Origin of the sequence: Achromobacter sp., assembly GCF_032102605.1 — a bacterium.
In the GTDB taxonomy this organism is placed as follows: domain Bacteria; phylum Pseudomonadota; class Gammaproteobacteria; order Burkholderiales; family Burkholderiaceae_B; genus Achromobacter.
The window spans coordinates 465,399-484,627 of record NZ_DAMDGT010000003.1; the positions used below are offsets into that span (position 1 = coordinate 465,399).

General features: G+C 67.7%; 16 protein-coding genes. 9 read left to right on the plus strand and 7 right to left on the minus strand.

The features are described from left to right. Positions 1–4 precede the first annotated feature (4 nt). The gene (alaE, locus tag RT614_RS10095) at positions 5–466 is read right to left on the minus strand and encodes an L-alanine exporter AlaE (RefSeq protein ID WP_313621966.1); all 462 of its coding nucleotides are present in this window, start codon (positions 464–466) and stop codon (positions 5–7) included. A 120-nt stretch (positions 467–586) separates the two neighbouring features. Between alaE and RT614_RS10100 the strand changes: the two genes are divergently transcribed. Further along, a complete protein-coding gene (locus tag RT614_RS10100) occupies positions 587–1,222 on the plus strand; it encodes a glutathione S-transferase (RefSeq protein WP_313621967.1) in 636 nt (211 codons plus the stop codon). Positions 1,223–1,316: 94 nt separating this feature from the next. On the opposite strand, the gene sodC is transcribed toward RT614_RS10100, so the two are convergent. From sodC to RT614_RS10125, 5 genes are all read right to left on the minus strand, one after another. Further along, positions 1,317–1,841: a superoxide dismutase [Cu-Zn] SodC gene (gene sodC, locus RT614_RS10105; protein ID WP_313621968.1), complete on the minus strand. Its 525-nt coding sequence runs from the start codon at positions 1,839–1,841 to the stop codon at positions 1,317–1,319. 146 nt (positions 1,842–1,987) lie between these two features. Next, positions 1,988–3,316 carry a DUF445 domain-containing protein gene (locus RT614_RS10110; RefSeq protein ID WP_313621969.1) on the minus strand — a complete coding sequence of 443 codons (1,329 nt, stop codon included), beginning with the start codon at positions 3,314–3,316 and terminating at the stop codon, positions 1,988–1,990. A 72-nt stretch (positions 3,317–3,388) separates the two neighbouring features. Further along, entirely contained in the window at positions 3,389–4,714 is a 1,326-nt protein-coding gene (locus RT614_RS10115; protein WP_313621970.1) for a cation:proton antiporter, read from the minus strand. A 21-nt stretch (positions 4,715–4,735) separates the two neighbouring features. Continuing rightward, positions 4,736–5,929: an AI-2E family transporter gene (locus RT614_RS10120; RefSeq protein WP_313621971.1), complete on the minus strand. Its 1,194-nt coding sequence runs from the start codon at positions 5,927–5,929 to the stop codon at positions 4,736–4,738. 52 nt (positions 5,930–5,981) lie between these two features. Further along, a complete protein-coding gene (locus RT614_RS10125; protein WP_313621972.1) occupies positions 5,982–6,914 on the minus strand; it encodes a LysR family transcriptional regulator in 933 nt (310 codons plus the stop codon). A gap of 212 nt (positions 6,915–7,126) precedes the next feature. Between RT614_RS10125 and RT614_RS10130 the strand changes: the two genes are divergently transcribed. From RT614_RS10130 to RT614_RS10160, 7 genes are all read left to right on the plus strand, one after another. Beyond that, positions 7,127–9,247: a 3-hydroxyacyl-CoA dehydrogenase NAD-binding domain-containing protein gene (locus RT614_RS10130; protein ID WP_313621973.1), complete on the plus strand. Its 2,121-nt coding sequence runs from the start codon at positions 7,127–7,129 to the stop codon at positions 9,245–9,247. A gap of 35 nt (positions 9,248–9,282) precedes the next feature. Next, a complete protein-coding gene (locus tag RT614_RS10135) occupies positions 9,283–10,464 on the plus strand; it encodes an acetyl-CoA C-acyltransferase (protein ID WP_313621974.1) in 1,182 nt (393 codons plus the stop codon). An 8-nt stretch (positions 10,465–10,472) separates the two neighbouring features. Further along, entirely contained in the window at positions 10,473–11,669 is a 1,197-nt protein-coding gene (locus tag RT614_RS10140; protein WP_313621975.1) for an acyl-CoA dehydrogenase family protein, read from the plus strand. Between the two features lie 9 nt (positions 11,670–11,678). Next, entirely contained in the window at positions 11,679–12,812 is a 1,134-nt protein-coding gene (locus RT614_RS10145; RefSeq protein ID WP_313621976.1) for an acyl-CoA dehydrogenase, read from the plus strand. 16 nt (positions 12,813–12,828) lie between these two features. Beyond that, positions 12,829–14,757 (plus strand): acyl-CoA synthetase, encoded by a 1,929-nt coding sequence (locus tag RT614_RS10150; protein ID WP_313621977.1) that lies wholly within the window; start codon positions 12,829–12,831, stop codon positions 14,755–14,757. Between the two features lie 39 nt (positions 14,758–14,796). Further along, positions 14,797–15,780 (plus strand): tripartite tricarboxylate transporter substrate binding protein, encoded by a 984-nt coding sequence (locus tag RT614_RS10155; protein WP_313621978.1) that lies wholly within the window; start codon positions 14,797–14,799, stop codon positions 15,778–15,780. A 140-nt stretch (positions 15,781–15,920) separates the two neighbouring features. After that, complete coding sequence (locus RT614_RS10160; RefSeq protein WP_313621979.1) at positions 15,921–16,607, plus strand: GntR family transcriptional regulator; 687 nt, start codon at positions 15,921–15,923, stop codon at positions 16,605–16,607. 38 nt (positions 16,608–16,645) lie between these two features. Here RT614_RS10160 and RT614_RS10165 read toward each other — a convergent pair whose 3' ends face one another. Then, complete coding sequence (locus tag RT614_RS10165; RefSeq protein ID WP_313621980.1) at positions 16,646–17,518, minus strand: LysR family transcriptional regulator; 873 nt, start codon at positions 17,516–17,518, stop codon at positions 16,646–16,648. Between the two features lie 135 nt (positions 17,519–17,653). Here RT614_RS10165 and RT614_RS10170 point away from each other — a divergent pair, with 135 nt between their 5' ends. Further along, entirely contained in the window at positions 17,654–19,174 is a 1,521-nt protein-coding gene (locus RT614_RS10170) for an MFS transporter (RefSeq protein WP_313621981.1), read from the plus strand. The last annotated feature ends 55 nt before the right edge of the window (positions 19,175–19,229 follow it).

Genomic DNA, 19,229 nt, shown 5'->3' on the forward strand with positions numbered 1-19,229 from the left:
GGGGTCACTCGTCAAGCGACATGGGCTTCTGCCCACCCGGCGGCAGGCCGAAAAGGCGTCTGACCGCGTTGAGGAACGCGCCATACGGCCGCCCCAGAAACAGCATCATCGCGGCAGCGCCCAACACGCCGCGCAACAAACCGCTGCCGGAGGCGCCGCTGAACGCGATGATGGCCGCGTAAATCGGCACCTGGAAGCTCATCAGCGCCAGGCTGTCCCACAGCAGCCTGGACAAGCGCGTTGGCGCCGCATGACGCATCACCCAGTCGCGCCACATCCCGTAGGGCCTGCCGACCGGAATCATCAACGCACCGCCGATCAGGCGCGCATGAAGCACCTGTTCCCAGGTCATTCCGGCTATCCAGCGCTCGTTGATGACGCCGGTGGTAGTAAAGAACAGGATCAAGGCCAACGTGTCGGCGAGGTAGGAACGCGTGGACACTGGCAATCGCGTGCTGGCTTTCACAAGGAATTTTCCTGGAATCTGTTCCGCACCCGCACCCTCCGATCTGTATCTGGCGGCCAGTTCACGGGCTGGCTAGACTGCTGCAATCCTGACCTGAAGGCCCGGCCGGCCGTGAACATCATGTTGAAAATATTGGGAAAAGCCTCGTCCATCAACGTGCGCAAGGTGTTGTGGACCTGCGCCGAACTGAGCCTGCCCTTTGACCGCGAGGATTGGGGCGGCGGCTTCCAGCCGACCAGTGATCCGGCCTTTCTGGCGCTCAATCCCAACGCGATGGTTCCGGTGCTGGTGGACGGCGACTTCGTTCTGTGGGAGTCGAACAGCATCATCCGTTACCTGGCGAACCAACGCGGCGGCGAGTGCGGCGGCCAGCATCTTTACCCGGCCGAACCGAAACTGCGTGCCCGCGTGGATCAATGGATGGACTGGCAGGCGACGGACCTGAACCGGTCGTGGAGCTACGCGTTCATGGCGCTGGCCCGCCAGTCGCCCGCGCACCGCGACGCATCCGCCATAAAAGCATCGTGCGAGGACTGGGCGCGGTTCATGGGCATCCTGGATCAGCGCCTGGCGTCCACCGGCGCCTACGTTGCAGGCAATGCTTTCACGCTTGCCGACATTCCCATCGGCCTGTCGGTGAACCGATGGTTCGAAACGCCTTTCGACAAACCGGCGCTGCCTGCCGTGGCCGCCTATTACGACAGGCTGGCCGCCCGCGACGGCTATCGGACGTATGGCCGCAACGGCACGGCTTGACCGGTCTGCGCCAGCGGCACGTTAGTCTGGCAAGGAACCCCGCGTTGCGCGGGGCGCTGCGCCGGCCAGTCCGGCGCACGCGCCTGCGTCTGCGCTACTTCACCACGCCGCAGACCAGTCGTCCGCCCCCGCCGCCAAGCGGTTCGGGTTTGTCGCTGTAGTTGTCGCCACCCGCGTGGATCATCAGGGCGCGGCCCTTGACGTCGGCCAGTTTCAGGTGCGGCGCAACGACCGCCTTGGTGGCGGAGCCGTCGGCGCCTACAGTGATGAACGGCAGATCGCCCTGGTGGCCGTCCGTGGCCTTCGGCCCCTTGTGCGCCTTGGTGCCCTTGGGATCCAGGTGCTCGCCCGCGCCGCCGCCCGGCGCCGTCTTGCCGTTCACCATGCCGGGCTCGCAGGAGCCCTTTTCGTGGACATGAAAGCCACGCTCGCCCGGAGGCAGCCCCTTCAGGTGGGGGGTAAGCTGCAGTCCTTCTTTGGTGTCTTTCAGGGTGATGGTGCCGGCGCTCTTGCCGACGCCTTCGGGTGTCAGGAACGACATCGAGACGTCCTCGGCCATCGCGGCGCCGGACGCGCCTGCCAATGCCATAGCCGTGACAAGCATCGAGATTTTCTTCATGGATTGCCTCCTGGAAAGATGCCCGCGGGCTGCGGGCGGCCGGCGGCGCAAGGCCCGCCCTGCTCCGCCGACGGCGCAAATGACAATAGCACCCACGCGGGACGCCCCGCCAGCAAACTTCGTTCCTGATACAAGATCGCGGGCCCTTACCCGTTCACCATCAGCACGACCGCGTGCAGCAGCACGCCGATCAGCCCGCCGACCAGCGTACCGTTGAAGCGGATGTATTGCAGGTCGCGGCCAACACTGAGTTCCAGTTCATCGACCAAATGACGCTCGTCCCAATTCTTGACGGTGCGCGAGATATGTTCGGTCACGCCCACGCGCAGGCGGCCGGTCAGTCGCCGCGCGGCGCCCAGCACGTGGCTGTTGATCGCCTCGCGCAGGCCCGGGTCATCGCCCAGCTTGCGAGCCAGCGCCAGCAGCGCGCTTTCCAGGTGCGCGGCCAGCGCGGAATGCTCGTCGGAAAGGTCGCGCCGCAACGCGGCGTGGATGTCGTCCCACAGCCCCTGCACGTACTCCTGCACCTTGGGATGGTCGATGGCGCGCTGCTTCAGCGATTCGACCTGGGCGGCAAGCGCGGGATCGCTCTTGAGCCGGTCGATGTAGTCCATCACCCAGGCCTCGTAATCGCGGCGCACGGGATGTTCTGGCTGGGACAGCACGTCGCGCAGCTCTTCCACCAATGCCCGCGCCAACCGGTCGGCCAGGTTGTCGGCGATGTTGTCCACCGACTTGACCACATCCACCGCCGCGATGATGCGCGGCCATTCCTTGCGGGCGAACTTCACCAGCAACGTTGACGCGCGTTCTTTCACGTCTTCTTCGGCCAGGTAGCCGCCCAGGCGCTCCATGGCGGCATCCAGCAGTTCCTGGTGGCGGCCGTCGCGGGTCAGGAGGCCCAGCACCTCGCCGGCGGTGCCCGCCGCATCCCAGCGCCGCAGGTTGCTCACGACGAATTCCTGGATCACGCCGCGCACCGCGCGGTCATCCAGCAGGTCCAGCGTCTGCAGCGCCACCCTGCGCGCGCCGTCGCTCAGCGCATGCGCCTGCGCGGGGCGCGAAAGCCAGCGGCTCAATCGGGCAGCCGGATCGAAGACGCGCAGTTTCTCCATCAAGGTATCCGGATCCAGAAAGTGATCGCGCACGAACACCGCAAGGCTGTCGCCGATGCGATCCTTGTTGCTGGGGATGATGGCGGTATGCGGGATGGGCAGCCCCATCGGGCGCCGAAACAGCGCAACGACGGCAAACCAGTCTGCCAGCGCGCCCACCGTGGCGGCCTCGCAAAAGGCGCGCACCCAGGCCCATGCGCCCTGCCCGCCCATGACGTGGCTGGTGATGAAGCCGCTGACCATGGCGACCAGCAAGGCCAGCGCCGCGATCTTCATCCGGCGCAATTGGGCGCGGCGCGCGTCGGAAGCCAGCGCGGAGCTCGTGGCGGCGAAACGGGCGGAACGGGACGTATCGGTCATGAAGAATCCGGTGTATGGATGCGCCAGCATACCAAGCGCACGCAGCGTCTTTGTTGCGCCGCGGCACGTGGATCACGGGCGTTCGCGCTGGCTGCGGTAATACCGCTTGAGCACCGGCGACGCCGTGACGCCATGCGCCAGCACCGAGCCCACGATGGCGGCAAGGAGCAGCGGCGCCAAACCTTTGGCCACGCTCCAGGGCGCCTGCTCCACCGCCAGCATCAGGTAGTAGAAGGTGCCGACGCCGCGGATGCCCAGCCAGCCTGCCATCCAGCGCTGGCGGTTGTCCAGCGAGGATCCGGCCAACGCCAGCATCACGCTGGCTGGCCGCACCGCCAGAAAAAGCCCAGCCACCGCCAATACGGGAGTCCACGCCACCATGTCGCGCCAGTACGCAGACACCACGCAGCCGATGACCAGCATCAATCCCAGCTCGACGAAACGCTCCAGGCCGACCGATATCGCCATCATGGATTCCGCCAGATGGGCATGCGCCAGCTTCGGATTCTGCGCGCTCTTTTCTTCCTGGGCGGGCGTCACGTCCGCCAGGGCCTTGCGCGGACTGCGGCCGCGGCCCGTGGCGCGCAGTTCCTGCTGGCGCAGCGCCACGCCCGCACAGAACACCGCCAGGAAACCGTAGCCGTGGGCCAGCAGCGTTGCGCCGTAGCACAGCGCGATGAGGCCAAGCGCCAGGAATTCGTCCAGCCCCAGCGCATTGCCGTAGCGGATACGCAGCATGGCGATCAGGCGCTCGCAGACCGTGCCCATCAGCCAACCGATGGCGACGGCGACCACGACACCCCAGGTCATCGCCGCCGCCAGCATCCAGGGATGCTCCAATCCTCCAGGCCCCGCGTTGCACAAGGCGATCCCCAGCACCACGAACGGGAACGCCGCCCCGTCGTTGGCCCCGCCCTCGCCGGACAGCGCAAAGCGCAGCGGCTCGTCGTCGCCGGCTTCCAGCGGGCGCAGCTCGTTGGCCAGCACCGGATCGGTGGGCGACAGCGCCGCGCCCAGCAACAGTGCGGGCCCCCACGCCAGCTCCAGCCCGACGTGCCCCAGCAACGTCATCAGGCCAATCGTCAGCAACATGGCCGGCGCCGCCAGCCGCAACGGCAATCGCCACAATCGATCGCCACAGGGCGCCCGCAGGTGCATGCCGATGGCGAACAGCGATACCGGCAAGGCCGCTTCGGTGATCAGCCGCAGGACATGGCGGTCACCGTGCAGGTCCAGCACCAAGAGGCCAAGGCCCGCCGGCCCGATCGCGAATCCCACCGCCAGGTACACCATGGCGCCGGTCATGGGCAGGACGTCGATGAAGCGCTTGGCCAGGGCCATCAGGACCAGCAGCGCCCCGATCAGCAGGAACCAGACCGCCACGATGTTCACGATCACGCTCCATCCACAGCGCGGGCGCTATTCGCCCAGGAACTCCGACACGGCTTCCAGGCCTTCGATGTGATCTGCCACCACCTTCACGATGAAGGCGATGGGCACGGACAGCAGCGTGCCCCACACGCCCCACAGCCAGGTGAACAGAAGCAGCAGGATGAACACGGCGACGGCGTTCATCCGCGCGATCCGGCCGGACATCCAGGTGGTGACGACCACGCCCATCAGCAACGCGATCGCGACCGAGCTCATGGACACCGCCAGCGCCGGGCCCAATTCGCCGAACTGCACCAGCCCCGCCACGCCGGTGCCCATCGCCGTCATCAAGGGGCCGAAGTACGGGATGATGTGCAGCGCACCGGCGACGATGGCCCATGTGGCCGCGTTTTCAAGTCCCAGCATGCGGAAGGCCACCCACGACAGCAGCGCCAGCACCACGTTGGTGACCAGCATCATCGCCATGTACATGTGGATCGAGCTGTTGATCTGGTCCAGCATGTGCACGCTGATCTTCTTCTGGGACAGCGTCTTGCCGGCCATCTTCACGAACTTGCGCTTGAACGCGTTGCCCGACGACAGCAGGAAAAAGACCAGGAACACGCACATGGTGGCCTGACCGACGAAGGCGGCGACGTTTTTAGACCCCCACAGCAGGATCTCATTGAAGCCCGCGTCGGGCTTGGCCACGACGACGCCGCGAGCCGGCTTGGCGGCGCCGGACTCCTGCAGGATGCTGGCGGCGCCGCGCAGCTTTTCCAGGAACGACCCGTCTCCGCTCAGCAGCCCGCCCAGCGTGCGGGACAGTTTGCTGGAAATCTCGGGCAACGCATTGACGATGTCGGCGACCTGGTCCTGCGTGGCGTAGACCACGCCCACGATCGCCACCGCGATCGCAGACATCACCACGATGGTGCCCAAGACCCGAGGCATCCGGGCGCGTGCCAGCAGGGTTACGGCCGGATCCAGCGTATAGGCCACCACAATCGCCATCACGACAGGGACGATGAACTCCTGGCCCGCCTTCAGGCCGAAAAGCACGGCCAGCACCGTGAGCGTGACCAGGCAGAAACCGCTGACCCGCACGAGCGGCGTCGGCGCGGGCGGCTCGATCAAGCCGGCGTCCTGCGCCGTGACTTTTTCTTCGGCAGGCTCGGCCGCCGGCGTTCCCGGGCCTTCCCTCTGCGGCGAAGTGTCCACTGGTGTCACGCTGTCCATCATTCCCCTCGCATCCGCTTTTCGGATGCCCCAGCAAGTGGCGTGCCCGGCGGGCTCAGCCGGCCCCCACGCCCAGCAGTCCGGGTTGGCCGTCGTGCCCCTGCTGCGCCCGCTCCAGGATGAATTCGATCATCATCGCAAGCGCCCTGGGATGGTGGCGGTTGGGCATGTAGAGCATGTACATGCCGCGCCCGAAGATGCTCAGCCGCCATTCCGTCAACGCCGGCAACAGGTCGCCGCGCGCGATGTCGTCGTGCACCACGTAGTCGGGCACGACGCCGACGCCCAGGCCTGCGCGGATCGCATCGCGCAGGAATGCGTAGTTGCGGGAAATGACGGTGGGCTCCAGCACCACGTGCTGGCGGGGCTGGCCGCCGTAGTAGGCCGACAGCCGCAACGGGCGGCCTATCACCGCGGCGCTGATGACCGGCGTCACCGCCAGGTCTTCGGGCCGCTGCGGCAGACCCCGGCTCTGGGCGTAGTCCTTGGACGCGCAGGCCACGTAGCGCACCTGCCCCAGTTCGCGCGCGACCAGATGCTGCGGCGGTTCGGACATGATGCGCACGGCGATGTCGACCTCGTCGCGCAGCAGGTCTTCGACGCTGTTCTCGAACAGCACGTCCAACACGATGTCGGGATAGGCCTGCTTGAATTCCAGCAGCCAGGGCGTCATCACGAATTGCCCGTAGCCGCTGGGAACGCTGAGGCGCACCTTGCCCTGCGGCGTCTTGCCCAGGGTCTCGACCGATTCGCGCGCGGCCGCCAGTTCGTCCTGGATGCTGCGCCCGTGTTTGTAGAGCTTCAGGCCGATCTCGGTGGGCTCCACGCGCCGCGTCGTGCGCCGAACGAGCTGCATGCCCACCGAACGCTCCAGCTGGTTCAGGTGGTAGCTGACATTGGCGCGGGTCATTTTCAATCGGCGCGCGGCCTCGCTCAGGTTGCCCGCGTCCAGGATTTCAACCAGCAGCGTCAGGGATTTGGTGTCCATGTCGGATCTCCTCGCCCAGATTGTCAAATTTTATTATCTGGAGTGTCAATTATGGATGCCATTGTCAAGACATCTTTACTGGGAAAGAATAAAGCCAGACAAGACGGGCCGACTTGGCCCGCCCGGCTCCGCATACGCAGCCGCCTGGAAAATCCGGCCAACCGGTCCAGCGAGCGCCGCGCATTCAGGAAGCCTCCTAGGAGACACTGTCCATGACAGACAGCGCAAGCCCCGGCGCGGCCCAGACGCGCCGCTACGAAGACATACTGGTCATCGTCATCGACCATCCCCCCGTGAATGCCCTGAGCGTCGCCGTGCGCCGCGACCTGTCGGACGCGATCTCGCAGGCACAAAGCGACACGCGGGTGCGCGCCATCCTGATTCTGGGCGCCGGCAAGAACTTTATCGCGGGCGCGGACATACGCGAATTCGGCAAGCCTGCGCAGCCGCCCCTGCTGCCCGACCTTTGCAACCAGATCGAAGCCAGCGCCAAACCCGTGATTGCCGCGCTGCACGGCGCGGCGCTGGGCGGCGGGCTGGAGATCGCCCTGGCCGCGCACTACCGCGTCGCCCTCTCCACTGCAAAGCTCGGTCTGCCGGAGGTGAACCTTGGCCTGTTGCCAGGTGCGGGCGGCACGCAACGCGCGCCCCGCCTGATGGGCGCGCAGGCCGCGCTGGAATTGATGCTGTCGGGCAAACACCTGTCCGCCGACGCCGCCCTGGCCTGCGGACTGGTCGATACATTGGCCGCGGACGAGGACCCGCTGGACGCGGGACTGGCCTACACCCGCCAGCTGCTGGCGCTGAACGCCGGGCCGCGCCGCACGCGTGACGCGGCCGATGCCCTGGCCGACCGTGAAGCTCAATTGGCCGCCGTGGACGCCGCCGCCCAGCGCGTGGCGGCCTCCGCGCATGGCCTGTTCTCGCCGGCCCGGATCGTGCAGGCCGTGCGCGCCGCCATCGAACAGCCATTTGACGAAGGCCTGCGCACCGAGCGGGCGCTGTTCCTGGAATGCCTGGACAGCCCGCAGCGCGCGGCGCTGGTGCACGCATTCTTCGCGGAACGCGAAACGACCACGATCCCCGAATTGAAGGAAGCGCGGTCCCGCCGGCTGGAGCGCGTGGGCGTCGCCGGCGGCGGCACCATGGGCGCGGGCATTGCCGTGGCCGTGCTCGACGCGGGACTGCCTGTCGTGATGGTGGAACAGGACGACGCCGCGCTGGCCCGCGGCCGCGCCCGCGTCGAACAGGTGTACGACCTGCTCGTCAAGAAAGGCAGGATCAGCGCCGAGGAACGCGCGGCGCGGCTGGCGCGCTTTACCGGCGCCACCGACTACGACGCGCTGGGCGAGGCCGATCTCATCATCGAAGCCGTGTTCGAGGACATGGCCGTCAAGCAGGCCGTCTTCGCACATCTGGACCGCGTCGCCAAGCCGGGCGCCGTGCTGGCCACCAATACGTCGTACCTGGACGTGGACCAGATCGCCGAAGCGACGCGCGGTCCGGCCGACGTGCTTGGCCTGCACTTCTTTTCGCCCGCCAACATCATGAAGCTGCTGGAAGTCGTGGTGGGCCGGCACACCGCGGCCGACACCGTGGCCACCGGCTTCGAACTGGCGCGCCGCCTGCGCAAGACGCCGGTGCGCGCGGGCGTGTGCGACGGGTTCATTGGCAACCGCATCCTGGCCGTGCATCGCCAGGCCGCCGACATGATGATGGAAGACGGCGCATCGCCCTACGACATCGACGCCGCCGTGCGCGCCTTCGGCTATCCCATGGGCCCTTACCAGATGGCCGACCTGGCGGGCGGCGACATCGGCTGGGCCACGCGCAAGCGCCGCGCGGCCACCCGCGACCCCGCGCTGCGCTACGTGCAGATTCCGGACCGCCTGTGCGAACGCGGCTGGTTCGGCCAGAAGACGGGACGCGGCTTTTATCTGTACCCCGATGGCGCGCGCCAGGGCACCCCCGACCCCGAAGTGCTCGCCATCATCGACGAAGAGCGCCGCCGCGCCGGCGTCACACCCCGCGCCTTCACGCAGGACGACATCCTGCGGCGCTACCTGGCCGCGATGGTTAACGAAGCGGCCAACGTGCTGCGCCAGGGTATCGCGCTGCGCCCGTCGGACATCGACGTCGTTTTCCTGTCCGGCTACGGTTTTCCGCGTCACCGCGGCGGACCGATGCACTACGCCGACAGCGTAGGCTTGCCGCGCATCCTGGCCGACATCCGCAGCTACGCGGCCGAAGACCCGGCCTTCTGGAAGCCTTCGCCGCTGCTGGTCGAACTGGCCGAGTCAGGCCGCGGCTTCGGCAGCCTTAACGCGGCGTGATCCCGCGCCTGATCCCAATATTCCAAGGAAGCACAATGCGCGAAGCCGTCATCGTCTCAACCGCCCGCACCCCCATCACGAAGGCGGGACGCGGAGAATTCAACCTGATCGCCGGCCCCACGCTGGCCGCGCACGCGGTGCGCGCCGCCGTCGAACGCGCGGGCATCGCCCCGGACCTGATCGAAGACGCCTTCATCGGCTGCGGCTATCCGGAAGGCGCCACCGGCCGCAACATCGGCCGCCAGGCGGTGATCCGCGCCGGCCTGCCCGTGAGCGTCGGCGGAGCGACCATCAACCGGTATTGCGCTTCCGGCCTGCAGGCCATCGCCTCTGCTGCCAGCCGCATCGTGATGGACGGCGCTCCCGCCGTGATCGCGGGCGGCGTCGAACTGGTATCGCAGATCCGCACGCGCGACGACGGCGTCAGCGGCATGGATCCGTGGATCGTGGCCAACAAGCCCGAACTCTACCTGCCGATGATCGAAACCGCCGACATTGTGGCCGCCCGCTACGGCATCAGCCGTGAAGCCCAGGACCGCTTTGCCGCGCAAAGCCAGGCGCGCACCGAGGCCGCGCAGGCCGAGGGCCGCCTGCGCGAAGAAATCGTGCCCGTCACCACCACCATGTCCGTCACGGACCGCGCCACGGGCGCCGTCACCGAACGCGAAGTGACGGTCGACAAAGACTCGTGCAACCGCCCCGGCACCACCTATGAAGCCCTGGCCGGACTGGCGCCCGTGCGCGGCGAAGGCCAGTTCGTGACGGCCGGCAACGCGTCGCAGCTTTCCGACGGCGCGGCCGCCCTCGTGCTGATGGAAGCGTCCGAGGCCCAGCGCGCCGGCATCCGCCCGCTGGGCGCGTTCCGCGGCCTGGCCATCGCCGGCTGCGAACCGGACGAAATGGGCATCGGCCCGGTCTACGCCGTGCCCAAGCTGCTGGCGCGCCATGGCCTGAAGGTCGACGACATCGATCTTTGGGAATTGAACGAGGCGTTTGCCTCGCAGGCGCTGTACTGCCAGGAAAAGCTGGGCATCCCGATGGACCGGCTGAACGTGGACGGCGGATCCATTGCGCTGGGCCATCCGTTTGGCGTCACCGGAGCGCGGCTTGCCGGCCACGTGCTGATCGAAGGCCGCCGCCGTGGCGCCCGCTATGCCGTCGTCACGATGTGCATTGGCGGCGGCATGGGCGCGGCCGGCTTGTTTGAAATCTATTGAGGATCCCCATGGACCTGGAATTCACCCCCGAGGAACTTGCCTTCCGCGACGACGTCCGCGCCTTCCTGGCCGCCAGGCTGCCACAGCGCCTGGCCGACAAGGTCAGCGACGGCAAACTGCTTACGCGTGCCGACATGGTCGAATGGCACGCCATCCTGAACCAGCAGGGTTGGCTGGCCAGCCACTGGCCCGTGGAATACGGCGGCACCGGCTGGACCACGACGCAGAAATACATTTTCGACAACGAATGCGCGTTGGCCAGCGCGCCGCGCATCGTGCCGTTCGGCCTGAGCATGCTGGGGCCCGTGCTGATCAAGTACGGCACCGAGGCGCAACGGCGCCATTGGCTGCCGCGCATCCTGGACGGCTCCGACTGGTGGTGCCAGGGCTATTCCGAACCCGGCGCGGGTTCGGACCTGGCGTCCGTCAAGACCACGGCCGTGCGCGACGGCGACAGCTACATCGTCAACGGCCAGAAGACCTGGACCACGCTGGGCCAGTACGCCAACATGATCTTCTGCCTGGTGCGCACGTCGCAGGAAGGCCGGCGCCAGGAAGGCATCAGCTTTTTGCTGATCGATATGAACAGCCCCGGCGTCGAAGTGCGCCCCATCATCACGCTGGACGGCGAACACGAAGTCAATGAAGTGTTTTTCTCGGACGTGCGCGTGCCGGCGGAAAACCTGGTGGGCGAAGAGAACCGCGGGTGGACCTGCGCCAAGTACCTGCTGACCTACGAACGCACCAACATCGCGGGCGTGGGCCAGTCCACGGCCGCGCTGGAACGCCTGAAGACGGTGGCCGCGCGCCAGCGCAAGCATGGCCGGCCGCTGGCCCAGGACCCCGACTTCGCCGCCCGGCTGGCGCGCGTGGAGATCGAACTGGCCAACATGCGCACCACCAACCTGCGCGTGGTGGCGGCGGTGGCGGGCGGCGGCGCTCCCGGCGCCGAAAGCTCCATGTTGAAGATCCGCGGCACGCAGATCCGCCAGGAAATCAGCGCGCTGAACCGCCGCGCCATGGGGCCCTATGCCCGCCCCTTCGTGCCCGAGGCCCTGCACGACGGCCATGGCGCGCCGCCCATCGGCCCCGAGGGCGCCGCCAGCGCCGCCGCGCAGTACTTCAACAACCGCAAGCTGTCGATCTTCGGCGGCTCCAATGAAATCCAGAAGAACATCATCACGAAGATGATCCTTGGACTGTAAGGGCTGGCCATGAATTTCGAACACACCGAAGACCGGCGCATGCTTTCCGACATGCTGCGCCGCTTTGTCGCCGAGCAATACGACTTCGCCACGCGCATGCGGCACGCCGAATCCCCGCAAGGCTACAGTCCTGAATTCTGGCGCCGCTACGCCGAACTGGGCGCCATCGGCGCGCTCTTCGCGGAGGCCGACGGCGGCCTGGGCGGCGCGGGCTTCGATATCTCCGTGGTCTTCGAAGCGCTGGGGCGCGGCCTGGTGGTCGAACCCTTCCTGGACGCCGTCATGGTCGGCAGCGCGATCGCAGCGGCCGGAACGCCGGCCCAACGCGAGGCGCTGGAAGGCCTGATTGCGGGCGGCATCACCGCCGCCCTCGCCCATGCCGAACCGGAATCCGGCTACGACCTGAACCAGATGGCCACGCGCGCGCAGCGCACCGCGGACGGCTGGGTGCTGGACGGGGCCAAGGCCGTCGTCAACGCGGGTGAACATGCGGACATTTTCCTGGTGTCCGCGCGCACGTCGGGCGCGCAGGACGACGAGACGGGCATCAGCCTGTTCCTAGTCAGCGCCGGCACGCCTGGCCTGGGCACGCAAGGCTACGGCCTGATCGACGGCGGACGCGCGGCGGAACTGACTTTGGACAAGGTGCAGCTCTCCGCCGACGCGCTGCTGGGCGAGGAAGGCGCCGGCCACGCGCTGCTGGAACGCGCCACCGGCCGCGGCATCCTGGCGCTGTGCGCCGAAGCCGTGGGCGCGATGGACTGCGCGCGCGACGCGACCCTGGAGTATCTGCGCACGCGTCGCCAGTTCGGCACGCCCATCGGCAGCTTCCAGGCCTTGCAGCACCGCATGGCCGACGTGCTGCTGGAAATCGAGCAGGCCCGGTCGGCCGTCATCAACGCGGCAGCCGCCGTGGACCACCCCGACCGCACTACGCGCGAACGCGCGCTGTCCGCGGCCAAATACACCATCGGCCGCATCGGCACTCTCGTGGCCGAGGAATGCATCCAGCTGCATGGCGGCATCGGCATGACGTGGGAGCTGCCGCTGGCGCACTATGCCAAGCGGCTGGTCATGATCGACCACCAACTCGGCGACGAAGACCACCACCTGCGCCGCTACATCGCGCTGGGACAGGCATGAGCACGGAAGCACGCCGATGAGCCCGTCCCGCACCATCCAGATCTCCCGCCCCTTCGCGGCGCCCTTTCCCGTGCGCACCGCGCAGGACGTCCAGCGGCTGCAAGCACGGCCGCTGGAAGACACCCTGACGGTGCAGAGCACCTACGAGATCTTCTGCAATTCCGCCGCCGCCTTCGGCGATAGAACCGCCCTGACGTTCCTGCGCAGCGCGGACCCGGCCGACGAGGCCATCAGCTGGACCTACCGCGAACTGCTGGCTGGCATCCACCAGACCGCCAACCTGCTGCACAGCCTGGGCATCCGCGAAGGCGACGCCGTGGGTGTGCTCCTGCCCGGCTGCCTGGAATACCATCTGGCGCTATGGGGCGGCGAGGCGGCGGGCATCGTCCAGCCGCTCAATCCCCTCCTGACCGACGACAAGCTCGCTTCGCTGATGACGACGGCGCGCGCCAAGGCGCTGATCGTCTATGGATCGGACGTGGAGTGCGGGTCCTGGTCGAAGGCGCTGCGCCTGCTGGATCGCGTGCCGACCCTGCAGACCCTGCTGCGCGTGGCGCCGTGGAACGAACCGCTGTCCGACCGCCCGTCATTGCCCGACCGCGCGCTGGACTTCAACGCCATGCGCGCCGCCCAGCCATCCGACCGGCTGGTCAGCGAACGGGTCATCCAGGCAAGTGACGTGGCCGCGTACTTCCATACCGGCGGCACCACCGGCGCCCCGAAGCTGGCCATCCACACGCACGCCAACCAGGTCTTTTCCGCCTGGGCCGCCGTACAGCTTCAAAATGCCGGCCCGGGCGACGTGGTCATCAACGGCTATCCGCTATTCCACGTGGCCGGCGTGCTGCCGGCCTCGCTGGCCGCGCTGTCCGCAGGCGTGGAAACCGTCATCCCCACCACCCTGCTGCTGCGCAACCGAGACGTGCTGCGCAACTACTGGCGCCTGGTGGAAAAGCACCGCGCCACGTCGCTGCAAGGCGTGCCCACCATTCTTGCCGCATTGGCCGACGTGCCGCTGGCGGGCGCCGACATCTCGTCGCTGCGCTACTGCCGCACCGGCGCCGCGCCGCTGCCGGCGGAACTGGCCGCGCGCTTCAAGCGCCTGTTCGGTCTGCACGTCAGCGAAAGCCTGGGCATGACCGAAATGGCAGGCATCACGTCGATCTCGCCGCCCGGCTGCGAGTTTCCGGTGAATTGCGTGGGTTTTCCGCTGCCGTACGTGCAGGTGCGCATCGTCGGCCTGGACATGCCGGCCGGTCAGCCCGCGCGCGACCTGCCTGCCGGCACGCCGGGCATGGTGCTGATCAAGGCGCCCAACGTCATCCCGGGTTTCCTGGATCCCGAGGACACCGCGCGCGCCTTCACGGAAGACGGGTGGCTCATCAGCGGCGACGTCGGCTTCATGGACGGCGAGGGGCGCCTGCACCTGCAAGGCCGCGCCAAGGACCTGATCATCCGGGGCGGCCACAACATCGATCCCAAGACCATCGAGGACGCGCTGGCCACCCACCCCGCGGTGCAGCTGTGCGCCGCCGTCGGCGCCCCGGACGCCTACGCCGGCGAGCTGCCGATCGCCTTCGTCACGCTGGCCGAAGGCAGCGGGACGTCCGAAGCGGAACTCATCGCCTACGCCGCCGAGCACGTGGACGAAGGCCCGGCGCGCCCCAAGCGCGTCATCGTGCTGGACAGCATGCCCATGACCAATGTGGGCAAGATCTACAAACCGGATTTGCGCCGCCTGGCCACCGCCGTATCGGTGGAGGCCGTGGTGGCGCGCACCCTGCAAGAGGCTGGCATGGCGCAAGACGATCCCGTCTTTCGCGTGCTGGCCGATGCGCAACCGGATGTCGCCGTAGAAGCCGGCGCCGGTGCGCCCGCGCCGCTGAAGGAACGGCTGCGCGAGGCGCTGTCCCGGCTGCCCGTCAAAGTCGACGTGCGCGACTGACCCGCAGCCCATAACAACACCCACCAGGAGACAAACCCCATGCCCCAACTGCCCCTGCGACGCGCTTGCCTGAGCGTCCTCATGCTGACGCTGGCAACTGCCGCCTTGCCCATTTCCGCCCATGCCCAGGGCGATTTCCCCACTAAACCCATCACCTTGATCGTGCCCTTCCCGGCCGGCGGCTCCACCGACCGCCACCTGCGGATCGTGGCGCAGGACGCATCCAAATACCTGGGCCAGCCCGTCATCGTGGAAAACCGTCCCGGGGCCGGCGGCACATTGGGCACGGCCACCATGGCCAAGACCGCCAAGCCCGACGGCTACACGATCAGCCTGTACACGCTGGCGATGCTGCGCATGCCCTACATGCAGAAGAGCAGCTGGGACCCCATCAACGACTTCACCTTCATCCTGGGCCTGTCGGGCTACACGTTCGGCTTCACCGTGCGCTCGGATTCGCCGTACAAGACCTTCAACGAATACATCGAGGCGGCGCGGCAGGCGCCCGGCAAGATCGACTACGGCTCGACCGGCATCGGCTCGTCGCCGCACCTGCTGATCGAGGAAATCGCCATCAACGCCAAGGTCAAGCTGAACCACGTGCCCTTCAAGGGCAACGCCGACATGCAGCAGGCGCTGCTGGGCGGCCACGTGATGGCGCAAAGCGACGCCACCGGCTGGGACCAGTTCGTGGACTCGGGCAAGATGCGGCTGCTGGTCACCTTCGGGGAAAAGCGCACGACCCGCTGGCCGGACGTGCCCACCGCGAAGGAGCTCGGCTACAAGGTCGTGTCCACATCGCCGTATGGTTTGGCCGGCCCCAAGGGCATGGACCCGGCGGTGGTGAAGATCCTGCACGACGCCTTCAAGAAGGCGCTGTTCGACCAGGCCAGCATGGACGTGATGAAACAGCTGAACCAGGAACCCGCCTACCGCAATAGCGAAGACTACAAGGCGTGGGCGCAGGCCACCTACGTCAAGGAAAAGGATCTGATCGAATACCTGGGGCTGATGGCCAAGTAACAACTTGGCGACCGGCGCCCGGGTGTGCCCGCGGCGCCGTCCCCAGACAAAACCTGTATGCAAAAAATGTCCGCCGGCCCGCGGCCATTTGTTAGACTGGCTGCCCGATGCATCGCCCCCGGCGCCCCGCGCCGCGTCCCATGAGCCAGGAAGTCCAGCCCGATCCCAGCGCCGACCATATCGCCAAAGAGGTGGCCGGCGCCATCGTGGCGCACAAGCTTCCGCCGGGCACCCGGCTGCGCGAAGAAGCCCTGGCAAGAGTCTACAAGGTCAGCCGCACCAAGATCCGCGCCGCCCTGCTGATGCTGTCCAAGGACAAGCTCATCAATATCATTCCGGACAAAGGCGCGTTCGTCAGCAAGCCGGACGCAAACGAGGCGCGCGAGGTCTACGCGGTGCGCCGGATCCTGGAGGCCGCGCTGGCCCGTGAGTTCGTGGCGCGCGCCACGGCGGCCGACTACCGGCGCATCGACGACCACCTTGCCGAAGAACGCCGCGCCGTCGAAAGCGGCGACGTGCAGGCGCGCAACCATCTGCTAAGCCACTTCCACATCCTGCTTGCCGAAATCGTGGGCAATACCGTGCTGACGGGCATGCTGCGCGAGTTGTCCGCGCGCAGCGCCGTGATCACCGTGCTGTTCCAGAGCTCTCACGACGCCAGTTGCTCGTCGCGCGAACATCACGCCTTCGTCGAAGCCGCGCGTGCCGGGGATGCCGAGCGCGCGTGCGCCCTGATGGACGAGCACCTGGAGCACGTCCTGGCCGCGCTGGACTTCGACGGCAACCGCCAGGACGGCAGCGACCTGGTTGCCGCGTTGCTGAGCTGATACAACACCCTGCCGCGCGCGATGGCGGCCCCTTTCCTCTACCCTGCCTGCAGCAGCTGTTCCATGCGCCGTTGAAGCCATAGCTCCGTCTCGCCCAGCACGGCGCCCTGCAGCCATAGGGTGCGCACCGACAGCATCGGCAAGGCCAGCCCGGCGCAGGGCACCGGCGTGAGCGTCGTGCGAAAGCTCTCGTACTCGGCGATGTTCAGGGGCAGGATCGCCCACCCCAACCCGTCCGCCACCATGCCGGCGATGCTGTAGAAGCTGTCGGTGCGCCACACCGTGGGGCTCAGCACCATGTCTTCCACCCCTTCCATCTGCATGACAAGCTGCCGGTGCCGCGCCAGATCCGTGCGCGTCACCTCGGGCAAGGCGGCAAGCGGGTGCCCGGACGCCACGAAAACCCCTTGCGCCACATTGCCCAGGTAGCGGTGGGCAAAGTCGCTGCCCGGATCGCCGCGGTCGAAGTGGAACGCGATGCTGGCCCGGCCCTGCCGCACATAGTCGGCCACTTCCGTCGCGGTGCCGTTCAGTTGCGTCAGCTCCAGCGCGGGAAACCGGTCGGCCAGTTCGACCACCAGCGCGCCCAGCACCAGATACGGCAGGGCTTCGTCCAGCGCGATGGACAGCCGGGCCTCCTGCCCGTTTGCAAACGACAGCGCGCGCTGCGCCAGACCGCCAGCCTGCCGCAGCAGCTCTTTGGCTTCCAGCAGCATCACTTCGCCAGCCGGCGTCAGCACGGCGTTGCGACGAGACCGGTCGAACAGTTCCACCCCGAGGTCCGCCTCCAGCAGGCCCACCGACGTGCTGACCGCCGACTGCGCGCGGCCGATGCGTCGGGCGGCGGCCGAAAAAGATCCCGCGTCTGCCGCCGCCACGAATTGGCGCAATTGATCCAGCGTCCATTGCATCGCTCACTCCCGTAATCCATCCATTTTATAGATGGATTCCAACTTTTTATTCAAATTATCCAGATGGATAATCCCGAACCCGGATCCGACGCAGGCTTTACCGCGCCACCTCCGGGAAGTCACAGGAGTAGAACCATGCAGCGGATTCCTTCGAACGCTGTCGCCGCGCCCGCCCCGGGCCGCTGGCTGGTGCTGGCCATCGTGTCCAGCGCCTTGCTGTTGATCGTCGTCGACATGACGGTGCTGTACACCGCCTTGCCCCGCCTCACGCATGAACTCGGCGTCACCGCGTCCGCCAAGCTCTGGATCGTGAACGTCTACGCGTTGGTCGTGTCCGGCCTGCTGCTGGGCATGGGCACACTGGGCGACCGGCTGGGACACAAGCGCCTGTTCATGATGGGGCTGGCCGTGTTCGGCGCGGCTTCGCTTGCCGCCGCCTTTTCGCCCGGCCCCATCGTCCTGATCGCGGCGCGCGCGCTGCTGGGCGTTGGCGCGGCCATGATGATGCCCGCCACCTTGTCCATCCTGCGTCTGGCCTTCACGGACGAGCGCGAGCGGGCCGTGGCCATCGGCGTCTGGGCGTCGGTCGCCTCGGGCGGCGCCGCGTTGGGGCCCGTGGTGGGCGGCGTGCTGTTGGAGCATTTCTGGTGGGGCTCGGTCTTCCTCATCAACGTCCCCATCGTCCTGCTGGCGTTGCCGCTGGCGTGGCGCTACATCCCCGCCGGCCGGCCCGACGCGTCGCGCCCGTGGGACCTGGTGGGGTCCCTGCAGGTGATGGCCGGCATGATCCTGTGCGCCTATGCGCTCAAGGAACTGGGCCGGGCGGCCCCCTCCTGGCTGCACGCCGCGCTGGCCTGCGCGGCCGGCGCCGCCATGCTCGCCATCTTCGTGCGGCGCCAGCGGCGGCGGCCCTACCCGCTGATCGACTTCGCCATCTTCCGCAACGCCTCGTTCAGCTCGGCCGTGGCCGCGGCATTGTTCGCCGCCGCTGCCCTGTTGGGCATGGAACTGGTGTTCAGCCAGCGTTTGCAGCTAGTGCTGGGCATGTCGCCGATCCAATCGGCCCTGTTCATCCTTCCGCTGCCCCTGGCCGCATTCGTGGCCGGCCCCCTGGCCGGCCTGCTGCTGGGCCGCGTGGGCAGCCGGCGCCTGCTCTTTTTCGCGCTCTTGGTCTCGGGCGCGGGCATGGGCGGCTACCTGCTGACCTACGACGCCGCGGTCATGCCGCAGCTGATCAGCCTCTGCGTACTGGGCCTGGGCATCGGCGCCACCATGACGGCCGCGTCCAGCACCATCATGCAAAGCGCCACGCCGGAGCGCGCGGGCATGGCCGCGTCCATCGAGGAAGTGTCCTACGAACTGGGCGGCGCATTGGGCGTCACCCTGATGGGGTCGATCCTGTCGGGCGTCTATGCGCAATCGCTGTCGGTGCCCGACGGCGTGGCCGCGACGGGCGCCGCGCGAGACAGCCTGGACGAGGCGCTGGCCGTCGCCGAAACCCTGCCGGCGGATTTGGCCGCCACGCTGACGCAACTGGCCCGATCGGCATTCGAAACCGGCTACGCAGCGGTCATCGCCACCGCGACGGCGATGCTGCTGGCCACGGCCTTCTTCGTGCTGCTGAACCGCGCGCGCCGGCCGGCGCAGTCGGCCTGACCTCTCGCGACGGGACCTTGCGCCCCGTGCCGCAGAGCCGGGCCGCGGGCGGCGC

Bases quoted from the DNA above. Each gene is read 5' to 3' on its own strand.
- RT614_RS10160 (WP_313621979.1), top strand. From the start codon at position 15,921: ATGAGCCAGGAAGTCCAGCCCGATCCCAGCGCCGACCATATCGCCAAA.
- sodC (WP_313621968.1), bottom strand. From the start codon at position 1,841: ATGAAGAAAATCTCGATGCTTGTCACGGCTATGGCATTGGCAGGCGCG.
- RT614_RS10165 (WP_313621980.1), bottom strand. From the start codon at position 17,518: ATGCAATGGACGCTGGATCAATTGCGCCAATTCGTGGCGGCGGCAGAC.
- RT614_RS10145 (WP_313621976.1), top strand. From the start codon at position 11,679: ATGAATTTCGAACACACCGAAGACCGGCGCATGCTTTCCGACATGCTG.
- RT614_RS10100 (WP_313621967.1), top strand. From the start codon at position 587: ATGTTGAAAATATTGGGAAAAGCCTCGTCCATCAACGTGCGCAAGGTG.
- RT614_RS10135 (WP_313621974.1), top strand. From the start codon at position 9,283: ATGCGCGAAGCCGTCATCGTCTCAACCGCCCGCACCCCCATCACGAAG.
- RT614_RS10125 (WP_313621972.1), bottom strand. From the start codon at position 6,914: ATGGACACCAAATCCCTGACGCTGCTGGTTGAAATCCTGGACGCGGGC.
- RT614_RS10150 (WP_313621977.1), top strand. From the start codon at position 12,829: ATGAGCCCGTCCCGCACCATCCAGATCTCCCGCCCCTTCGCGGCGCCC.
- RT614_RS10155 (WP_313621978.1), top strand. From the start codon at position 14,797: ATGCCCCAACTGCCCCTGCGACGCGCTTGCCTGAGCGTCCTCATGCTG.
- RT614_RS10170 (WP_313621981.1), top strand. From the start codon at position 17,654: ATGCAGCGGATTCCTTCGAACGCTGTCGCCGCGCCCGCCCCGGGCCGC.
- RT614_RS10140 (WP_313621975.1), top strand. From the start codon at position 10,473: ATGGACCTGGAATTCACCCCCGAGGAACTTGCCTTCCGCGACGACGTC.
- RT614_RS10120 (WP_313621971.1), bottom strand. From the start codon at position 5,929: ATGATGGACAGCGTGACACCAGTGGACACTTCGCCGCAGAGGGAAGGC.
- RT614_RS10130 (WP_313621973.1), top strand. From the start codon at position 7,127: ATGACAGACAGCGCAAGCCCCGGCGCGGCCCAGACGCGCCGCTACGAA.
- RT614_RS10110 (WP_313621969.1), bottom strand. From the start codon at position 3,316: ATGACCGATACGTCCCGTTCCGCCCGTTTCGCCGCCACGAGCTCCGCG.